At 46.3% G+C, this 19,433-nt stretch carries 11 protein-coding genes; 3 read left to right on the top strand and 8 right to left on the bottom strand.

The window, feature by feature from the left end:
- Positions 1-814: 814 nt before the first annotated feature.
- From HQ39_RS05805 to HQ39_RS05780, 6 genes are all read right to left on the bottom strand, one after another.
- Complete coding sequence (locus HQ39_RS05805) at positions 815-2,347, bottom strand: MBOAT family O-acyltransferase (RefSeq protein WP_036790848.1); 1,533 nt, start codon at positions 2,345-2,347, stop codon at positions 815-817.
- 14 nt (positions 2,348-2,361) lie between these two features.
- Entirely contained in the window at positions 2,362-3,123 is a 762-nt protein-coding gene (locus tag HQ39_RS05800; RefSeq protein ID WP_081965394.1) for a GDSL-type esterase/lipase family protein, read from the bottom strand.
- A complete protein-coding gene (locus HQ39_RS05795) occupies positions 3,026-4,624 on the bottom strand; it encodes a GDSL-type esterase/lipase family protein (protein WP_052079482.1) in 1,599 nt (532 codons plus the stop codon). Before HQ39_RS05795 ends, HQ39_RS05800 begins: the two co-directional genes overlap by 98 nt.
- A gap of 168 nt (positions 4,625-4,792) precedes the next feature.
- Complete coding sequence (locus HQ39_RS05790) at positions 4,793-6,079, bottom strand: DUF2851 family protein (RefSeq protein WP_036864479.1); 1,287 nt, start codon at positions 6,077-6,079, stop codon at positions 4,793-4,795.
- A gap of 32 nt (positions 6,080-6,111) precedes the next feature.
- Positions 6,112-8,946, bottom strand: a complete 2,835-nt coding sequence (gene uvrA / locus HQ39_RS05785) for an excinuclease ABC subunit UvrA (protein ID WP_036864476.1) — start codon at positions 8,944-8,946, stop codon at positions 6,112-6,114.
- Positions 8,939-9,532, bottom strand: coding sequence for a phosphoribosylglycinamide formyltransferase (locus HQ39_RS05780; RefSeq protein WP_036864474.1), 594 nt, complete (start codon positions 9,530-9,532; stop codon positions 8,939-8,941). Before HQ39_RS05780 ends, uvrA begins: the two co-directional genes overlap by 8 nt.
- Before the next feature lie 162 nt (positions 9,533-9,694).
- Here HQ39_RS05780 and HQ39_RS05775 point away from each other — a divergent pair, with 162 nt between their 5' ends.
- The 3 genes from HQ39_RS05775 to rnc all read left to right on the top strand — a co-directional run bounded on the left by HQ39_RS05775 (position 9,695) and on the right by rnc (position 12,206).
- Positions 9,695-9,940, top strand: coding sequence for an acyl carrier protein (locus tag HQ39_RS05775; protein ID WP_036792572.1), 246 nt, complete (start codon positions 9,695-9,697; stop codon positions 9,938-9,940).
- 207 nt (positions 9,941-10,147) lie between these two features.
- Entirely contained in the window at positions 10,148-11,404 is a 1,257-nt protein-coding gene (gene fabF, locus HQ39_RS05770; RefSeq protein ID WP_036848457.1) for a beta-ketoacyl-ACP synthase II, read from the top strand.
- Positions 11,405-11,423: 19 nt separating this feature from the next.
- On the top strand, positions 11,424-12,206 hold the full coding sequence (gene rnc, locus HQ39_RS05765) for a ribonuclease III (protein ID WP_052079481.1): 783 nt from the start codon (positions 11,424-11,426) through the stop codon (positions 12,204-12,206).
- Positions 12,207-12,521: 315 nt separating this feature from the next.
- Here rnc and sprA read toward each other — a convergent pair whose 3' ends face one another.
- Both sprA and ruvA read right to left on the bottom strand, forming a co-directional pair.
- Entirely contained in the window at positions 12,522-18,809 is a 6,288-nt protein-coding gene (gene sprA, locus HQ39_RS05760) for a cell surface protein SprA (protein WP_036864473.1), read from the bottom strand.
- 12 nt (positions 18,810-18,821) lie between these two features.
- Positions 18,822-19,433: a Holliday junction branch migration protein RuvA gene (ruvA, locus tag HQ39_RS05755; protein ID WP_036864471.1), complete on the bottom strand. Its 612-nt coding sequence runs from the start codon at positions 19,431-19,433 to the stop codon at positions 18,822-18,824.

The following is a 19,433-nucleotide window of genomic DNA, read 5'->3' as shown; positions in this document are numbered from 1 at the left end:
TGCTACCGTGGGAGCTTTTGCAGGCTCTTTGGGATCTTTCTTGCATCCCATAACAGACAGGGATACAGCCAGTAATAAAAATAGTACTCTTTTCATAATCATAAATTTTGTTATTTTCTCTTTCAATGATCTGATTGAACAAAACGCATAACAGAGAGAAGACGACAGACAGTGAGCCGTATTCCAACGCATGATCGTTCCTTAATACTTGCAAAGGTATTATAAAAATATTACTATTCAAAATCATATATCGAATACTGAAACAACTTGAGATAAACGCTTATAAAACTTCCTTTGAATAGTTTTGCTGTCTGAAATCATGTCTTGACTGACACAATTCGTGGCTTGATTGATACAATTCACTCCTTGATTGCCATAACTCACCCCTTGTTCTGCACCAATCATGCCTTGGTTTGTACCTCTGAACCTGATAAAACAAACTTAAAAGGCCGTTTATCGCATCTTTTTATCGGGTTCAGAGCNCCCTTGTTCTGCACCAATCATGCCTTGGTTTGTACCTCTGAACCTGATAAAACAAACTTAAAAGGCCGTTTATCGCATCTTTTTATCGGGTTCAGAGCTGCTGTTACGGCAAATAAAAAGCAGTGCCGATACTTATCGCACCGGCACTGTCCGAATCTGTCTTTAATATTTTATGCTCTCCCTTTTTAGTACAAAAGATTCTGAAAGATTCTTAAGAGGTACCATCCATTCTTTGTAGGTCGCTATTTTTACCGGACAGCGATAAAAATTTACTCTCGATAGAGGCTCTTTTATCCTTTGTTTCGGTTAAAACAGGCTTGTCGTGCGTTTATCAGAATTGGAAGTAGATGAACGGCTGAATCTCGGAGCTTCTTATCTGGAAGACGCAGAAGACAAGACCTACAAGAATAAGTGCCTGTACCACGAAAGGAGTTTCGCTGATGAAGTTTTGGAATCGTTTTTCTCCCTTATGTCCTACGAAATGGAGAGCAAATCCGAGCACCATAAGAGCAAAGACTTCTTTGTATCCTACGACAAACTGAGTGAAGACTTCGGGGTGAAAGGAGGTGAATATCTGCTTGAACATAGCTTGAACGACCTCCATGTTATCGGCACGGAAGAGGATCCAAGACGCCACAACAAGATGAAAAGTGAGAAGCCGCCCGGCAACTCGTTTGAACCAATTGGATTCGGGTTGCTTTCCAAAGATCTTTACAGTAAGCTCCCGATATGCTTTATGAACAGCCAATGCGATACCATGAAGGGCTCCCCAGATGATGAAACGCAGAGCGGCTCCGTGCCAAAGTCCTCCGAGAAGCATCGTAATGAGGAGATTCATGTAGGCTCTAAGGCGTCCTTTCCTGTTGCCACCGAGTGGGATGTAGAGGTAATCTTTCAACCACGAAGAGAGAGAAATGTGCCATCTGCGCCAAAATTCGGTGATATTGACGGACTGATAGGGAGAGTCGAAGTTGATGTTGAATCTAAAGCCCAAAAGCAGTGCTATACCGATGGCCATATCCGAGTAGCCGGAGAAGTCGCAATATATTTGAAGCGCATATCCGTAAGCTCCCAGCAGGTTCTCCAATCCCGTATAGAGAGCCGGGGCATCGAATATTCTGTCTACGAAATTGAGGCTGATGTAGTCCGAGATAATCGCTTTCTTGAAGAGACCGCTGATGATAAGTGCGAGAGCTTCGCCATATTCGGTCCTGCCGAGAGTGGGTGTCTTTCTGATTTGAGGGACAAAATCTTTTGCTCTTACTATGGGACCGGCAACAAGCTGAGGGAAGAACGAAACGTAGAAGAGGTAGTCTATCCAGCGATTCAGAGGTTTCACTTCTCCACGATAGATGTCTATGATGTAGCTCATGGTCTGGAACGTATAGAAAGATATACCGGCAGGCAGGAAGATGTCGCGCAGCGTCCACTCTTTCAGAATCCATTCGGGCTTATTGACGAGCAGCCCCAACTCATTTAGCAGGGTTACTCCTATGTCTCCAAGGAAGTTGAAATATTTGAAGTAAGCAAGCACCCCAAGGTTGATACACATACTCAATGCGACCCAATACTTCCTTACTCCCTCTCTGCTGCGAGATAAAGCGTGTCCGATGAGAAAGTCGCTCGTCGCAGCCAGCATCAGCAATACAACGTACTCGCCACTGCTCTCGTAGTAAAACAGCAAAGAGAAAAGGGCTACGTAGATGATGCGCAGAGATGTTCGCCGGCGAAGCAGGTAGTAAAGAGGCAGGAAGAGAAGAAACATGAAGAAGAACAGCCCGCTGGAAAAGATCAGCGGGGCCTGCGGATCATACTTTAGGACTTCTCCGATGCGTGAGAGATCTATGTGTTCTAAAAAGCTCACTGTGCTATGGGGTGTTAGTAGGTATCTTTTTTGTAGAGCTTCACTTCACTTATCATGTCGGATGAGATAAGAGAAGGATGAGAAGATTGGTCGAGAAACTGTCGTAAAGCCTCGGCGGTCAATGCTCCATGCTTGAAATAGCCCTCCTTTGTATAATGGATGTGATCTTGATGCATCCAGCCTTTACTGACCCATCTTTGAGCTTCTTCTTCCGTTCCGATCTGTTGGTAAAGGTCATATACGCCGTAACCATTGCTGTTGGCAAAGTCGAGGATAATGGCTGCCGCCTTTGCCGTATTGGGGTTGAAGCGGTAGCTGTATGTAGTCCTCCATTTTCTTTTACTCTTCTTGCCGGTATTGCGAATACGCTTCGACTGCTTCAAGAAACTTGGAGGAGGTGTTGTGAAAAAGAGCTGAACGTTGGGAAGAGCCTGTGTTATGGCAGAGGTAAAATCTTCAAGCTGTTGTCTGAAGTTGGATTCGCTGAACCGCCACGTATAGGAGTCGTTTGTTCCAAGTGATACAACCAGTACTTCCGGCTGCATCTTCGTGATGTTTTGAATCTGTTGCGGATCTGTAAAGGTGGAGAAGGTTGCCCCGTTTATTCCGGTGTAAGATACCGAGAGGTCCGTCAACAGAGCTTTGATAGGAGCAGTTGTATAGCCATATCTTATATGACTATCTCCCAAATGAAGCAGCTTGGTCTGCGCTTGAGCTCCCCACATTCCAAAGATGAGAAGCAGCAGGAATGCTACTTTCTTGTTTAATTTTGTCATAGTACTTCTGTTCAATATCAAATGCTTCCATAAATTTTGTAGCCACGAGTCGCCCTCCTTTGTGCGACAAGTGCGTGTAATCCTTGGCTGCAGCTCCCTGCGATGCCAGTTTAGCTATTCCTCCGAGCTCTTGCATGGCTTCGAGCAGACTGTAAAAACTGATCTGCTCTTCCTGTGCGAGTCGCTCTTGGGCGCGATGAAGTGCAATAACGCCCGGCATGGTAGATGCTCCTCCGCCGGCAGAACGCTGCCCTCTGTCGGAAACACCCATGAGAAGAATGTCTGCACGAGGATTGGAGCGTTTGAGTTGTCGGATGACTTTACGCATCTGACTGATGTAAGAGGAGTAGTTGGTCTGTTTTGCAGATGCCACATTAAGCCCATACTGAAGGATGATAAGGTCGTATGGACGGGCGTCCGTAAATTCTTTATTGATCGAGGAGTCTATAGAGAGGATGCGTATCCCGGAGTTGCCTCTTAAAGAAAAGTTATCTACAGATATTCCGGACTTACCATCCAAAGCAATACCGTAGCTCGCAAAGCCACTACCCGGTGTATCTATGCGCAGACGCACGCCTCTACTTGTACCTTCATAGAGCAGGTGAGCAACAACAACTCCTTCCGTTGCAGGCAAGAGCTGTTTGCTGATGCTGTCTCCAACCGAAACCTGTATCTGCGTATCTTCGTTGCTTCTGTAATAAAACCAAGACTGTTCGATGGGTTTTGCACTTTCGGGAAGTGTGTATTTGACCCAGGGAGAACCGCTCGAATAGGTGTGATAATACCCGGTTATAGACTGCTTCGACGGAGATTTGTCAAGCAACGTGTGTGTCTTCCATCCTCCGAATTCGTGTCGTACCGATGCCCGAAAGCCGGCAACCTGAGAGGTTAAAGCCAACCAGCCCACTCCTGAACCACCATAGCGAGTCTGAAGCTGATTCCTGAGAGCATCCGTAAAAATGTCTCCCTCTATGAATGAGTCTCCCAATACGGCAATCCTCACAGGACGACCAAGATTGTCTCTATTCTTGAGGCTGGAGAAGAATTTTTGCATCCCTTGCCGGTTTACTGTATAGTCTCTGATGAGAGTAAGCGAAGTGTCTGTATTCGTAGCTCTAAGCAGACTATCATAGGTGGGTCTGGTATCCGGAGCAAGCTGCTCTGCCGTCGTACCATCTATGGTATCCGTTTCATTCGAGTAATGATCTCTTTCGGAAAGATCGTCTGCGCTGTTTGGATCTGCCGGAGGTGTTGAGAGAAGTGTATCCGGATCGCTATTTTCATTATCATCTGATGGCATATCGCCATCTGCAAGAAGTATATCATCTGTCAGATCTCCATTTTCATCACCGGACTCTTCTCGCAGATCAGACAGTATATCTACAGGCTTCAGAGTCCGGCTGCCAATCTTTTCCGGGAGGAAGTAAAGAGCAACCAAAGCTCCAAACAATACCCAGAGTAGAGCAAGAACTCGAACCTGATAGTTTTTATCTTTTCTCATTAAATGATTATATCCTGAGGTTTCTTTGTGAAACTTGTCTTCTTATTTTATTCGCGCAAATTTACACATTTATATCGAAGTACATGATAACAGCCTTATCTCAAAAGAGTTAAAGTATTAAAAGAGTTTTTTAGAAAGAAACTCTTGCTTCCTTTTGAGAGTAGTCTGTTACTCTCCTCTCAGTATCTGTACCGCAATGGGGCAATTCATACATCGCCCCTCCATGCAGTAGTTTTTGTAGAGTTGGATCAAGGCTTGGCTCTCTCCTGCATTGGAGATTGAAGCAAAGGTATTGGGGGATTCAAACAGGCGAACTATTCGATTGTTTTCGGGAGCTATCTGCTTATAGGTATCCAGCAATTCCTTTTTTCTTTCGGTTAGTTTTGCTTCATTCTGTATGGTGTCCGAATAGTAAGTCCAAAGCAGTGGGAGGAAAACATTGATGATAATGCTTTGTTTCGTTGCCGTACCCAATCCATTGAGTTTTTTATCGGACGGTTTGCCGAAATGGTAGTGTCGGCAGAAGTAGGGACTCGGTTCTACATCCAAAATAGAGAGCAGCATAGCGTAGGAAGGATTATTAGAAAACAGTCGCTCTACTCTATGGTGATCTTGCAGAATTGCAGCCGATATAGCGAGCATGCGTGTCGGGAAAACCACGGGACGAAGTCGAAGAAAGCGGATGGAGCCTTTAGGTATGGGAGTTAATCCGAACTTTTGAGCATAAAACAGAAACTCTTGTCCCAGAAAAGCATGATATTCATCTGAGTATGGCTCTGCAAGAAGCCCCGCTTGTCCCAATAGCATGGCTTCTATTGAGGTAATTCGGTTGGCGTGCTTACGAATAAAGGAGAGTGGAAGAGAGTTGGCTATCTGTTCAAACGCTCCATTGTTGTGTCCCATACCCATATAGCGCAGAAAGAGAACGTAAAGACGCTGAGACCAATCCGCCCCTTCCCCCATTTCTCGTACCTTTTTACTTTTCTGCTCCAATCTCTCCACGAGCCAAAGATCTTGAAGGTATTTCCATCTTTTAGGCGGAAGAGTTGTAGCTTCCGGCAGGCAACGGAGATAGCTGTTTTTGATATTAAGATCCGTGAGTTTGCCCAGTACGGAAGAGTCTATTTGCATTACGGCAGTGGGAATATCATATCCGGAAACAGAGCGTGCCGATGAATTGGGAGATAAGACAACGTGCAAGATAACTCCGGAATAGGCAGGGTCGGTATCGTGCCCATGTTGTTTCCATTCGGAAGCATTGGTATGAATTTCAACAGCTCCTACCCATTCAACCTCTCCTATCCTGATCTTGGCTGAAAGAAAATCCGGCCCTGCCCCGTGGTTATGCTCTCCGGGATGAAGAACTTCCGGGACAATACCATCCACAGTAGTAAGAGAGCTGTAAAGGCGATGCTTCCAGATATAATGCAGGTAGGTTTCGGGACAAGATTTCATCTTTATTCGCGTAGAGAGAATAGCTATTGAGCTTAAGACTTATGAAGCTTTTCCTTTAAGAAATATCCTGTATATCCTTCTTTACATTGGGCTATCTCCTCCGGAGTACCGGTGGCTACGATATATCCTCCTTTATCTCCACCTTCAGGACCAAGGTCTATAATGTAGTCGGCACACTTGATGATTTCCATATTGTGTTCGACCACTATGATGGAGTGCTGCTGTGCAATAAGAGCATCAAAGGTCTTGATCAGCTTATATATATCGTGTACGTGCAAGCCGGTGGTAGGTTCGTCAAAAATGAAGAGGGTCTTTCCCGTATTGGTGTTGGATAAGTAGTACGCCAGCTTGACGCGCTGATTTTCTCCTCCGGAAAGTGTAGAAGAACTTTGTCCCAGTTTTATATACCCGAGACCCACGTCTTGCAGAGCCGTTAGTTTCTCTGATATCTTTTTGCATTCAGTATGGCTTTTGCTGTGTTCCGAGAAAAACTCTATGGCTTGATTGACTGTCATCTCCAACAGATCTGCAATAGAGACATTTTCAAATCGAATCTCAAGAATATCATCTTGAAATCTTTTACCATGACACTCCTCACAGATGAGAGAAATATCTGCCATGAACTGCATCTCTACCGTGATAGAGCCTTCTCCTTTGCAGGCTTCGCATCTTCCCCCTTCCTTATTGAACGAAAAGTGAGCCGGAGTATATCCCATTTGTTTGCTTGCCGGAAGGGAGGCATATAGCTTTCGGATATCATCATAAGCTCCTACATAGGTTACGGGATTCGAGCGTGAACTTTTTCCTATGGCATTTTGATCCACGTACTCTACTCTTTCGATGTATTCCAATGGAGCATCCACATTTTCACATAGAATGCCTTCCATTGATGCCTGTTCCAGCCTTCTCTTAACCCCTTCGTATAAAATCTCTCTGATGAGAGTACTTTTCCCGGAGCCGCTTACCCCTGTTATTACGGTAAGGATTTGTAGAGGGACATCCACATCTACATGCTTAAGGTTGTGCATGTGTGCTCCTTTTATGCCGATACTGTGCTGCCATATTCTTCTAGTCCCGGGTACAGAGAGTTGAGCTCTTCCGGAAAGATATTCTACTGTATGGCTTCTGCTGGTTTTCGGAAGGGTGTGAGGAGAACCTTGATAGACTACCTCTCCTCCATTTCTTCCCGCATCCGGGCCGATGTCTATAATTTCATCTGCGGATAAGATCACATCTTCGTCATGCTCTACTACCATCACCGTATTTCCTATACTTGTCAACCTGCGGAGAACATCTATCAGAAGGTGAGTGTCTCTGGCATGAAGACCGATGCTCGGCTCATCCAATATATAGAGAGAACCGATCAGACTGCTTCCAAGAGCAGTGGAAAGATGAATGCGTTGCGTCTCTCCTCCGGACAATGTATTGGATGTACGAGAGCAGGTTAGATACCCAAGACCGATATCGACAAGGAACGAAACACGGTTGCGAAGCTCTGTTAAGATCCGTCCTGCAACCTTTTCGTCATGAGCGGAAAGCTTTAGCCGGTTCAGGAACTCTTTCAATTCCCAGATAGACATATCTACCAGTTCGGCGATATTCTTTCCTCCCACTTGGACATATAGAGCTTCTTTCTTAAGCCTCTTGCCTTTGCAGGTCGGACAGGTCGTTTTACCCTTATATCGTGCCGAAAGAATGCGGTAGTGCATCTTGGTTGGATGATCTTCCAAATACTTGAAGAAGTCGTATATGCCCCAAATCTCTCCATCTCCATTCCAGAGCAGATCCTGCTGCTTTGGGGATAGATCTTTATATGCTTTATGGATTGGGAAGTCGTATTTCTCTACTGCTTTCTGTATAAATTCCCTTTGCATCTCCGACATCTTCTCACCTCTCCAACACGCCACACAGTTATCATAAACGGAGCGATTCTTATCGGGAATGACAAGTTCCGGATCTATGCCTATTATTTTGCTGAAACCTTCGCAGGTCGGACACGCTCCCACCGGAGAGTTGAAGCTGAACATATTATCCGAAGGCTCTTCAAACTCCATCCCGTCTGCTTCAAATCTGTCGCTGAATAGAGCTTCTTGCCAAATCTTGTCGGGGCTCTCCTGATGGAATATCATACAGCTTCCTCTTCCTTCAAAGAAGCAGGTCTCTATGGCATCGGTGATACGAGAGAGTGTGCTATCGTCATATTCCGATATGGCAGAGAGTCTGTCCACTACGATGAATAGCCGGGATGCGTTGTTTATTCTGTTTGAAAGGGAATGGTCTTTGGTATCTTGAATATCCGAGATGCGCACAACCTCTCCATCAAATAAAATCCTGCTGTATCCAATACCCGAAAGAATACCCAAATGAGCCTCCACGGTTCTGCCCTCAGGTATTTTGATCGGAGCCGTGATCATATATCTTGCTCCTTCAGAAAGAGAGTGTTGTATGAACAATAACACATCGGCGGTGCTGTGGCGCTGAACCTCCTTTCCGCTTATCGGGCTGATGGTCTTTCCCACACGAGCATAAAGCATACGCATATAGTCGTATATCTCGGTGGATGTTCCTACCGTCGATCTTGGATTACGGGATGTAACTCTCTGTTCTATCGCTATTGCCGGAGGAATCCCTTTGATGTAATCGCACTCCGGTTTGGACATTTTGCCCACAAACTGTCGGGCATAAGCCGAAAGACTCTCCACATATCTCCTCTTACCTTCTGCATACAGAGTATCGAAAGCAAGGGAACTTTTTCCGGATCCGGAGAGTCCGCTTACGACAATGAAGCGATTTCTTGGTATTCTTAAGGAGATGTTCTTGAGGTTATTAACTCTTGCTCCCGCTATTTCTATGTAGTTGTCATTCATGGAAGGAGTGTTCTATCCATTCGTCTATAACTTTTGGAAAGTGTGCTTGTTCCAAGAGCGATATTTTGTGTGCGACATCATCGGGAGTGTCTGTCGGACTAAGTTCGACCTCTGCTTGAAACAGAATCTTTCCCTTGTCGTACTCTTCGTCTATGATATGTATGGTTATTCCCGACTTGCTCTCTTTGGCGGCAACCACTGCCTCATGTACATGAGGTCCGTACATGCCTTTGCCGCCATACGCAGGAAGTAGAGCCGGATGTATGTTTACGATCTTTCCGGGAAATGCCGCCAATAACCATTCGGGGATAAGCAGAAGATAGCCTGCCAGTATGATGTGTGTTGCTCTCAGAGATTGTAGGAGCATCATCAGATTTTCCGGATTTTGGGTAAGATCTGCTCTGCTAAGCGTATAAGATGGTACGGCAAGACTCTCTGCGCGTCTATGGACATACGCATCTTTGTTATTGGACACAACTGCTACAATTTCGGTCTTACTTTTCTTTTGAGAGGATCGAAAATAACGAATAATATTTTCTGCATTGGAACCACTACCTGAAGCAAAAATGACAAGCCTACTAAGCATATTGATGTTAATTTGAGTTATTTTTGTGCCTTAAGAGTTAAATATAGCACATTTATGCGGTTGATGAGCATAAATATTGCGCTACTAAAACTTTTTTCTCTACTTTTGCAAACAAAGATAGACAGAAAAAAGTATTTATATAAACCTATAATTAAAAGAATTATGGACAGAACAGAATTGGAAAAGAAAGTAGTGGACATTATCGTAGATAAGCTAAACGTTCAAGCATCTGAAGTAACAGCAACTGCAAGCTTCACTAATGATCTTGGTGCTGACTCTTTGGATACAGTAGAACTTATCATGGACTTTGAAAAGACTTTCGGTATCAGCATCGACGATACAGAAGCTCAAAACATCAAGACTGTGGGTGATGCTATGGATCACATCGCAGCTAAGCTTCAAGCGTAAGCACTACGATCTGATCGGAACCTCTTCTTACTTTATTTCCATATAGGCAGAGGTTTGTTTTCTTAATAAAAGGAGAATACTGCATGAACCCACTCCCTCATAATGTCAGGGTATTATAGTGGTGTTTCTGCAGTATTTTCTTTTTAGTAACTTTGATGAGGAAAAGACAACACATTATATTATATACTTAAACAAGAACCTATTAAAATGCAACTAAAAAGAGTCGTAGTTACAGGCCTCGGAGCCATAACACCATTAGGACATAATGTTCCGGAGACATGGGCTGCTGTGCTCAATGGAGAATCTGGGGCAGCACCCATCACGCTGTTCGATGCAAGCGAGTTTAAGACAAAGTTTGCCTGCGAGGTTAAAGGCTTTGATCCTATGAGCTATTTCGACAGAAAAGAAGTCCGTAAGTATGATAGATATGCACAGTTTGCCCTTGTTGCTGCGGATGAAGCTGTCAAGGACGCCGGAATAGATATAGAGAAAGAAGATTTGGATAAGGTTGGAGTCATTTTCGCTGCCGGTATTGGTGGTCTTCGTACATTTGAAGAAGAGATCATGCAATACGAGCCCGGAAAAGCTCCTCGCTTCAGTCCTTTCTTTATCCCGAAGATGATAGCGGATATTGCAGCAGGCCATATCTCCATGAAGTATGGCTTTCGCGGTCCCAACTTTGCTACGGTAAGTGCTTGTGCATCCTCTACCAATGCCATCTCCGATGCCTTCAACTATATCCGTTTGGGTAAGGCAAACATGATTGTGGCAGGCGGATCGGAAGCCACTATCTGTGTATCCGGCGTTGGAGGTTTCAATGCACTTCAAGCCCTTTCTACCCGCAATGATGATCCTAAGGGTGCATCTCGTCCGTTCAGTAAGTCTCGTGACGGATTTGTCATGGGCGAAGGAGGTGCAGTGCTTATCCTTGAAGAGTTGGAGCATGCCTTGGCAAGAGGAGCGAAGATCTACGCTGAGGTTGCCGGGACAGGGCTTTCCGCAGATGCTCATCACCTTACTGCTTCTCACCCGGAAGGCTTGGGAGCAAAGTTGGTAATGAGGAACGCTTTGGAAGATGCAGAGCTTAAGCCGGAAGACATAGACTATATAAACGTTCACGGAACAAGTACTCCGGTCGGAGACGTTTCGGAAGTAAAGGCTATACAGGCAGTGTTCGGCGATCATGCTTATAAGCTCAATATCAGCTCTACAAAGTCTATGACAGGACACTTGTTAGGGGCTGCAGGAGCGATCGAATCTCTTATCACCGTTCTTTCCGTAAAGAATGATGTTGTACCTCCTACCATAAATCACGAAGCGGGAGACGAAGACGAAGAGATAGATTATAAGCTCAACTTCACCTTCAACACCAAGCAAGAACGCCCTGTTCGCTGTGCTCTTTCAAACACCTTTGGCTTTGGAGGACACAACGCCAGCGTGATATTCAAGAAGTATAACTCTTGACAAAAAGATACAGAAGCTCATGATTTGTAGTTTCTTAAAACGTAAGATAAGGCTTCTCAACCGTTCGGCAGGGAAGCCTTACTTACGTTTAGAACAGCTTATCGGGTATAAACCTCGAAATATCAAACTCTATACCACGGCATTTACGCACAGGTCTGCTTCAAGGGGCAAAAGGCGTGAGAGTAATGAGAGATTGGAGTATCTGGGAGACTCCGTCATATCTCTTGTTGTCGGGCATGCGCTGTTTGACCTCTATCCGGAGGAGTCCGAAGGGCAGCTTACCTCGTTGCGTTCTATCCTGGTCAACAGGAACAATCTCAATCATGTGGCTCAAAAGCTGGGGCTGGAGCATTATCTCCACTCCTCCAAGGGGTTGGACAAGCAAGGCAGTGCCGCTCTCGGAAACTGTCTTGAGGCTTTAGTCGGAGCCATCTATCTGGATAAAGGGTACGATGCCGCCCGTAAGTTTGTCCTCAAACACGTTGTCATAGATGTCAAGAACATAGAGAAGACCTCCGTGAAGGAGGAAAACTTCAAGACGGAGTTCATCATCTTCATGCAGCGAAACAAGATAGACTATGAGTACCGCGATTTGGACTCATTCGTCGATCCCAATCTCGGACTGATGCACCGCTGTGCCATCTTCACCGATGGGCGACAAAAGCCTTTGGCGATAGGGGTGGGACACAACAAAAAGATAGCTCACCAGAATGCTTCAAAGGATGCAATAAAGCTGATCAAGAAGTATCAGGAAGATCTCTCTCTCTTGCAGGATCATCAGCCGCAAGCTTCTATCCACTAACTCCGTGCGAACGGTGTTACCGCTCGTCGGGTCAGAGCTTTTGTATAGAGCTTTTATGAAGATGATCTGAACCTATTTGCAAGTTTACTTGAACCTATTCGGTACTCTCGATAAAGCTTATCGGAAAACGGCATCAAGCTTCGCTTGGTACAAATCGAGCCTTGAATGGCAGAAATCAAACTTCGATTTTTAGAAATCAAAGTTTGATTTTTCTTTTTTACCCTATATAGAATTTGTTTTGAACCTGTTTGGGAGATCTTTTTATAGGCTTCAATGCCATTTTATATGTTTGCATTCCGTGATCCGAAAGAGATCTTAGTGGAAGCCGACCTTAAACATGATGCCGAGGTAGGAGAGAGAGGTGGGAAACATAACCGGAGAGATGAGAGGTGTGGTAAGGTCTCGGTCATAAAAGAGCCTTACCGAGAAGTCGCTTCCCAAAGCGTACTCCACAGCTGTTTTCAGGCTATGCGTTCGCAGTCCTTGCGTTGCTTCCGGGCTCGAAAAGAGCATGTCGGAAGTGTTGTTCTGGCGAAGATAGGTCCAAGAGAGTTTTTCGGAGCGGCGGTAAGAGAGATGGAAAGATAGCTCTTGCTTTTGCGGCTTCAGAGACGGAAGAAGTCTGAAAGAGACTTTGTTCAGTCCGGATACTCTGTAATCGAGAGAAAGATGCAGTTCGTTCTGTGTACTTTCTATTACTCGTCCCGATGAACCCAAATAGAGAAACCCTTTTCCGGTGTTGTATTGGAAGATGCAGGTGAATGCCTTGAAGAGAGAAGCATCCAATCCGATAAGGGGGAAGAAATCCGCTTTCACTTCGTACCTCTCCGGAGCAAGGGCAGGAGCTTTTATTGTCGTAGGATATGCCCGGATGTCCGCATCTGCTCTGGTGGATAGACCTCTGTAGCTGTGCCGTAAAGAGAGCCGTTGAAGCCATCGGGAGGAGCTGTTGAGAGGGAGTTGCCACCTTATCTCCCAAGAGGGCAGAAGGGGTATGGAGGACACGGTGGTGAGTTCTTCCGGAATTTGATGAGACTTCAAAAAGAGAATCGAGGAGCTTTGTGTAGAAGTGTGTCGGCGAAGAGCCGGACTACTGCCCTGTGTGTAGAGATCCTGTTTGGTATCGAAAGCGGAATGCAGAAGAAGATCTATGGATAGTCCGTTCCACGGGGAGAGCTGTGCCGTAAGCGTCTGTTCCTCTCTGTAATAGAGTGTGGCGGGTGAGCTGTGCGTGGCTCCTTGCAGGAGATTTCCGCCATGCAGAAGTGCGTCTCTGAATTTGGAGCTGTGTTCCAATCCCAACAGATAGGAGAATATGGGAGTACGGCTTCCGGTGTCGTCCCGGAGCTGCTCTCCGAAGAGTCCGCTCACTTTGGGTTTCAGGTGCGGATAGTGAGAGGAGGTTTGCCACTGTTTGTGGAGGATGAACCTGCGAATGGTATAAGGGAGACTGCGCCAAAAGGATTTGCCGGAGCCGTTGCCTCTGCTCCATGAGACTTCATCTTTAGGAAAGATGGCTCTGTAAAGTGCTTCGGCAGACAGTGTTGCCGAAAACTCCGTTCGAGCATTGCCGGAGAGCTGATGCCCCGAAAAGAGCTTTTCCGACCGGTTTCCTCTCTGCCATGAAGCGGAACTGATGTGGCGCAGAGAGCCGTGAACCGATCGTTTGAGCCACTTGATCTCTTGGAGAGGCAGTGTGTACGCCATCTCGGTAGCGGTAGTGTGCATATAAGGATCGCCCCACTGTTTTATTTCGTGCAGCACAGAGTCTCTCCATACATCGTAGTCCGCTTTTGCAAAATGGCGATTCACTCTCAGATATGGTTCCCGTATGAGTGCCCGATGACCGCTTTCCCACTTCCAGAAGAGTCTGGGCGAGAGTTGCCACTCCAGCTTAAAGTCCTGCATCCAATCCCATTTATGGTGTAGACGGATGGGGGGGAGAAGCTGTGTTCTTGCACGCTCCTGCTGTTCGCCGTACAGCCTTTCCATGCTGTTTTTATAGAACAGACGAGTAGGCCACACTTGTAGAGACAAGGGGGTAAATGTTTTGCGTGGGGCGATATAGTCGTACTCCAAGGAGAGCTTGGCGTGCTCTCTGTTGTCGAAAAGAGAGAGCGCATTTTCCGCCGTGTGCCTTTGAAGAAAAAAGGAGAAGCGAATGTTGGACGGGTCGTAAGGCATGGGACTTTTGCTTCTCAGCTTCCAGCCTATATCGGGAGCAGAGATTGTCGTGAGCAACACTCGCTCCGATGAAATCTTTTCAGATGCTTCGTTGGTGCGTATGTCCCCCTGTACCGGATCATATTCGGGTGTCGAGTGTACCCTGCTTTGGCGTATAAAGAGAGGAATGGAGAGCTTCCAAGAGGCAGGAAACAGCTCTCCTGCTTGCAGGTTGGCACTCCACTCTTTTTCTCTTTTATGGCTTCGGTCTCTACGGCTGTACATTTCATTGATAGAGCCGAAGCCGGGTGTCCGCTCTCTTGCACGGAAAGAGACGCTGCCGATATTACCGAGAGAGAGAGAACCATCCAGCTCCATATTGCTCCCGGAAGATAGAGAAGAGCCTTTCAGACTCCAATGGTTGCACCACAACTCTATCTGTTTGGTTGTGGCAGAAGCATTTATAAGACCGATAAAGACGGTACGGATGTTTGCAAGGTTCGGATTTCCTTTTACCCTGTAAACGGCTTCTCCTTTCTGCTTGGCATAGGGAGTGTCGATGGAGATTCCGTTTGAAACCAGTGCGGTATTGCGTTCGGCTTTGAGCTGTGTCCACTCTTCGAGTAGAATATCCACATAATTGGCTTGCGGCCAGACGGCTTCTCTGTCGGATGCGGAGTTGTTATTGTACTTTCCGGGAGAGGTTATCGAAAGGGGAATTTCGTATTCGTAATAGTTCTCGGAGTGGTCGTCCCCTATTCTGAACGATAAACGTATATCTCCGGTTCCTGCCTGCTCTATTGCCTCTTTGAGATTTTCTGCGTGGGTGAAGAGGGTGAGCCTTTCGTAATCTCTCAAATCTGTGGAGAGCGTTCTGTAAATACCGGAAATGGCACTCGGTTCGAGATTTTTTATTTGCAGGGCGAGAGCTTTCTCATCAGGCACATAGGTGGTGTGTACACCCTCTTCGCGCTCTCTCCAAATGCCGGGCGGAGAGACGTAATTAACAGGTAGGCGACCGGAGTCTTCCTCTATGCTTACACGGCTGACAGCCGAAACGGCGGACGAGGATTGTATACCCGACTCGGAGAGAACAGAGGCAGCCCTCCATTCGGATTGGGAGAGCTTCCAGCCCGTAACCCTCAGGTGGATCTCCTCTTCAAATCCGGTGATGGAGAGACGAACGAACGGAATGTGGCGGAAGTCGGAAATATTGCCGACCAACTCGCCATAGGACTTGAGAGGAATTTTGATTTTGTACCAGCGAATATTTTCTTGGCTTCCGTCGGGCAGTTTCACGGGTGTCTCCACAAAGCTCTCCACATAAGCTTCTCCCGAAGAGAGTGCCTGACGAGAAAGAGGAATGGTGTAGCGGAAAAAGCTCTCTTTATCGAGCAGAGAGTGATTCCCGTCCAGATCTTTGCTGTCGGGATTGAGAGTTGCAGCCAATGCCCTGCCGGACGGATCGTAATCGGGAAGGGAGTTTCCTTCTGTTCCGTTGATGTACTTATGCCGAAACAGAAGAGACGTTTGAGGCAGTGAAAGCCAGAAAGGATCAAGAGGAGAGAGGTATCTGTCCCCGGATGGAGAGTGGAGCCGAGAGAATGGGTAGAGCATCTCTTCCCGAAGAGCCTGTTGGGAGAGGCTGTTTTTCCATGCCTGTAAAAAAGAGGCATACAGCGGATGACTCTGCTCTTCCTGCGAGCTGATGCCATTCAAGCCGACATCCTGAGCCTTGACCTCATCAAGGTTTTCAAAGTTGAATGCTTTGGTCTGAATACGTCCCGTTCCGGCTTTTCCCCATACGGTGAAGATAAAAGGTTTATTGGGGTTTTCAGGCGTGGGGAGTAGATTTTCTGCTCCGATAGTACCATCTTTGAGAATATCTTCCGAAATCTGTCCGAGATCTATGACCAGCCGACCGGAGCTATACTCTTTGTCGGGATTTCCGACATAAGGATCCATCATCCAAAACTCCATGTACTCGATGTTTTCTTCTTCAAAATCGGAGAGAGGAAGGCGTTGAATGATACTTGCCCACTGCTCTTTGGGAGAAAATGAGTCCGGATTGAGGTTGTAACTGCCTCGCTCTTTAGGGTAGAAAGAGAGGTTCAGAACAGGCAGATAGGAGGTAAGAGTCTCGGTATGACGAGATGGAAAGAGTTCGCTGACATTTATCTCTCTTTGAAGATGAAAGATGCCGGGATGAGCTCCTTGGGGTAAAGGGTAGCCCGCTTCTCTCCATTCGTACTGCAACATGGGGTCTATGCGATACCATGAAAGATGAGATCTGGTATAGTTTTGCTTAACGGGATCCAAAAGTTGCTGCTGTAAAAAGGGAGCCGAACCCAGATGCCATGCTTCGGGATAGGTGAGATCTATGTAGGGAGTAGGGGTATCAAAGTCGTCTATGATGATTTCTCCATTTCTTCCTTTCAGTCTGCTCCACAGTTTGGCATAAGAACCTTTTACGGAGAAGCGAGAGGGAGCGTCGTGTGTCTTGCCACTGATGCGCTCTATCCAGGCATGAACTTTCGGGAGATCCGTATCGTAGCGAAGAGAGAAGCCGAGCATGCGATTTTCCACCTCTTCCTGTCCCAAATATGTTCGGGATAGTGCGCTCTCTTCATCGTAGTGGAGCAGTGAAGAGGTCAAGGAGAGACCTTTGACGGGAGCCCATCGGGCTTCCAATCCGATGAGGTCTTTCTTCTTCTTGAACCGCTGTGCCGGATCGTCTATATTGACCTCTACCGGAAGTTCTGCTTTGAGAATGAGCGGATTTGTAATATGTACCACTCCGGAGAGATAGTCTACAGTGTAGTCTTTATGCTCTGTCAGAGGTCTTCCTCCTGCTGTTACCCTTACGCTTCCTTGAGGGATATTGGTGGCTCCCAACAATATTTCTCCCGTGCCTCCACTTCGTTCATAATATCCTCGGAGAAAGAACCGGTCTTTCTCTTTTTGCTGCTTTGCCACGGTAAGAGTGCTGTCGTAGAGTGCATGATAGGCATAGGGGGAGGAGCCTCCCAGCAGTTGCTCCAAATCTTTACCGAAAGGCTCCAAGAGGGGAAACAAAAGAGAGCCTGTCTCTTTTATGTAGGATATATCCGTGAGCAGGTCGGGTATGCCGTCTGTCCCTTGTGTGCCGTCCGGTTTGGCAAAGTCCAGCTTGAGAAGAGTAGCCAAGGAGAGTTGGTTGATAAAGCGACTCTCCACACTTTCTCCATGTGGCATTACGAGAAGATCCACTTTTACCTTATCCGGTTCTACTCCTCCTCCCGGTGTGAGAGTGTATATATTCTTTAGCATCAGAGGATAAGTGGGATGGTTGGGAGACTTATCCCATGCCGATAGAAGCTGTCCCACTATGACGGAAGATTTATTGGCAGATGAGATAGACCTCTGTCCCACCTCTTCGCCTCCGTTTTGATGGCGATACCGAAAAGATACAGCGAGCAGTTCGTCCGGAGCAAGAGGTCTTTTTAGAGAGAGTATGCCGAGTAAGGGATGGAGGCTATACTCCGAGGGCATCATTCTTCGAGCATTTCTAATCACGGAAAAGCTCTGTGGATCTTCCGATGAGAGGATGGCTTCTGCCTCTTCCACCTGTTTGTCTTGCAGTGTCGCTTCATACTTTTTTATCAAAGAGGCGCGCATCTCTCCGAGCTTGGGAGTGAAAGCGACAATATCTCTTACATCCTCCATGACAGTATAACGATTGGTAATCCATACTTCTACCTCTTCCACCGTGTAGGGAGAGGAGAGTATCGGAATAGAATGCATTGCATCGGGAAACGCATCTCGGAATGCAGGAGAGAGAAAGAAGTGCTTTCGAAAATCGTAGTCGGAAGCTCTTAAAGAGAAAGAGTGTCGCTCTTGAGAGGCGTTCTCCCTGTGGATTGTTCGGCTCTCTCCTTCCTGTCTGGAGGCAAAAGCCTCTATTTCCAAGTGTCCTATATTCCAAATAGAACGCAATCCCATGAGGTTTCCCATGGGAAGGATCAGGGAGTTTTCGCTGCGAAAGTCAAAATATCCTGCATCAAGACTCCTCAAGGGGTCGTTTTCAAGTCCCATATACTGCAACTTGAGTAAACGTTGCTTGCGAGCAAAAGGGGAGCTGTTATTGAATCCGACTTGCAGTTTTACCCTGTCTTTAATACCTGCTTCAAGTATAAGGTCAAGGTTGTTTTCAAAATTAAAGACCCTCCTCTTGCGTAAATGCATGGGGAGGGTCGGATTGAGATTTTCTATTGTTTTTATTCCTGTCGCTACTCCCGCATTTCCAAGTGGTCGGATATAAAACTTGGATTTGGAAGCAGATACAACAAGAGTATCGGTCTGAGCAGTAAGCGGCAATGAGATACAGAACAAAGCTCCCAAAGCCAAGAGTGTGCGTCTTAAAAAGCGCAATGGATATTTATCTCTCTTACTGTCCCACACTTGATTTTGTTTTTAGAGCATCGTGAGCCCTTTCTTTATTTTTTCGTTCAGAGAAAGCTCCGGATATTTCTTGAAAAGCGTATCTACCACCTTCTTGGCAGCGGCACGAGGGTAGCCGAGAACGACAAAAGCACTTACCGCTTCCTCTTTTTCTGCTTGTGTTTCTGCTGTATCTACATCTTCTATCACTTCTGCCGTTCCAATAAACTGTTCTGCCGGGATGATTCCGGCGATCTTATCTTTCAGGTCAAGAATGATTCTTTGGGACGTTTTAGCTCCTATACCTTTCACTCCTTTCAAGGCTGCATCGTTGCCTAAGGAAATGTGTCGGGAAAGTTCTCCCGGAGAATAGGAGGATAGTATCAGCCTTGCTGTGTTTGCTCCAACTCCATTTACCGTGATAAGCAGGCGGAAAAGCGCTCGCTCTTCGGGCTGAACAAATCCGAAAAGATCGTGTGCATCTTCTCGAATGATCTCATGGATGTAGATTTTACTCTCTTGAACTTTCTGGAGAAGATTGTAGGAAAAGAGCGAAATATGTACTTCATATCCTATGCCGGAGACTTCAACCACCGCAGTAGTCGGATGTAGGGATGTTATGGAACCTTTGATGTATTCGATCAT

This window comes from Porphyromonas sp. COT-108 OH2963, assembly GCF_000768895.1.
In the GTDB taxonomy this organism is placed as follows: Bacteria; Bacteroidota; Bacteroidia; order Bacteroidales; family Porphyromonadaceae; genus Porphyromonas_A; species Porphyromonas_A canoris.
This window is presented reverse-complemented; position numbering and strand designations above follow the sequence as displayed.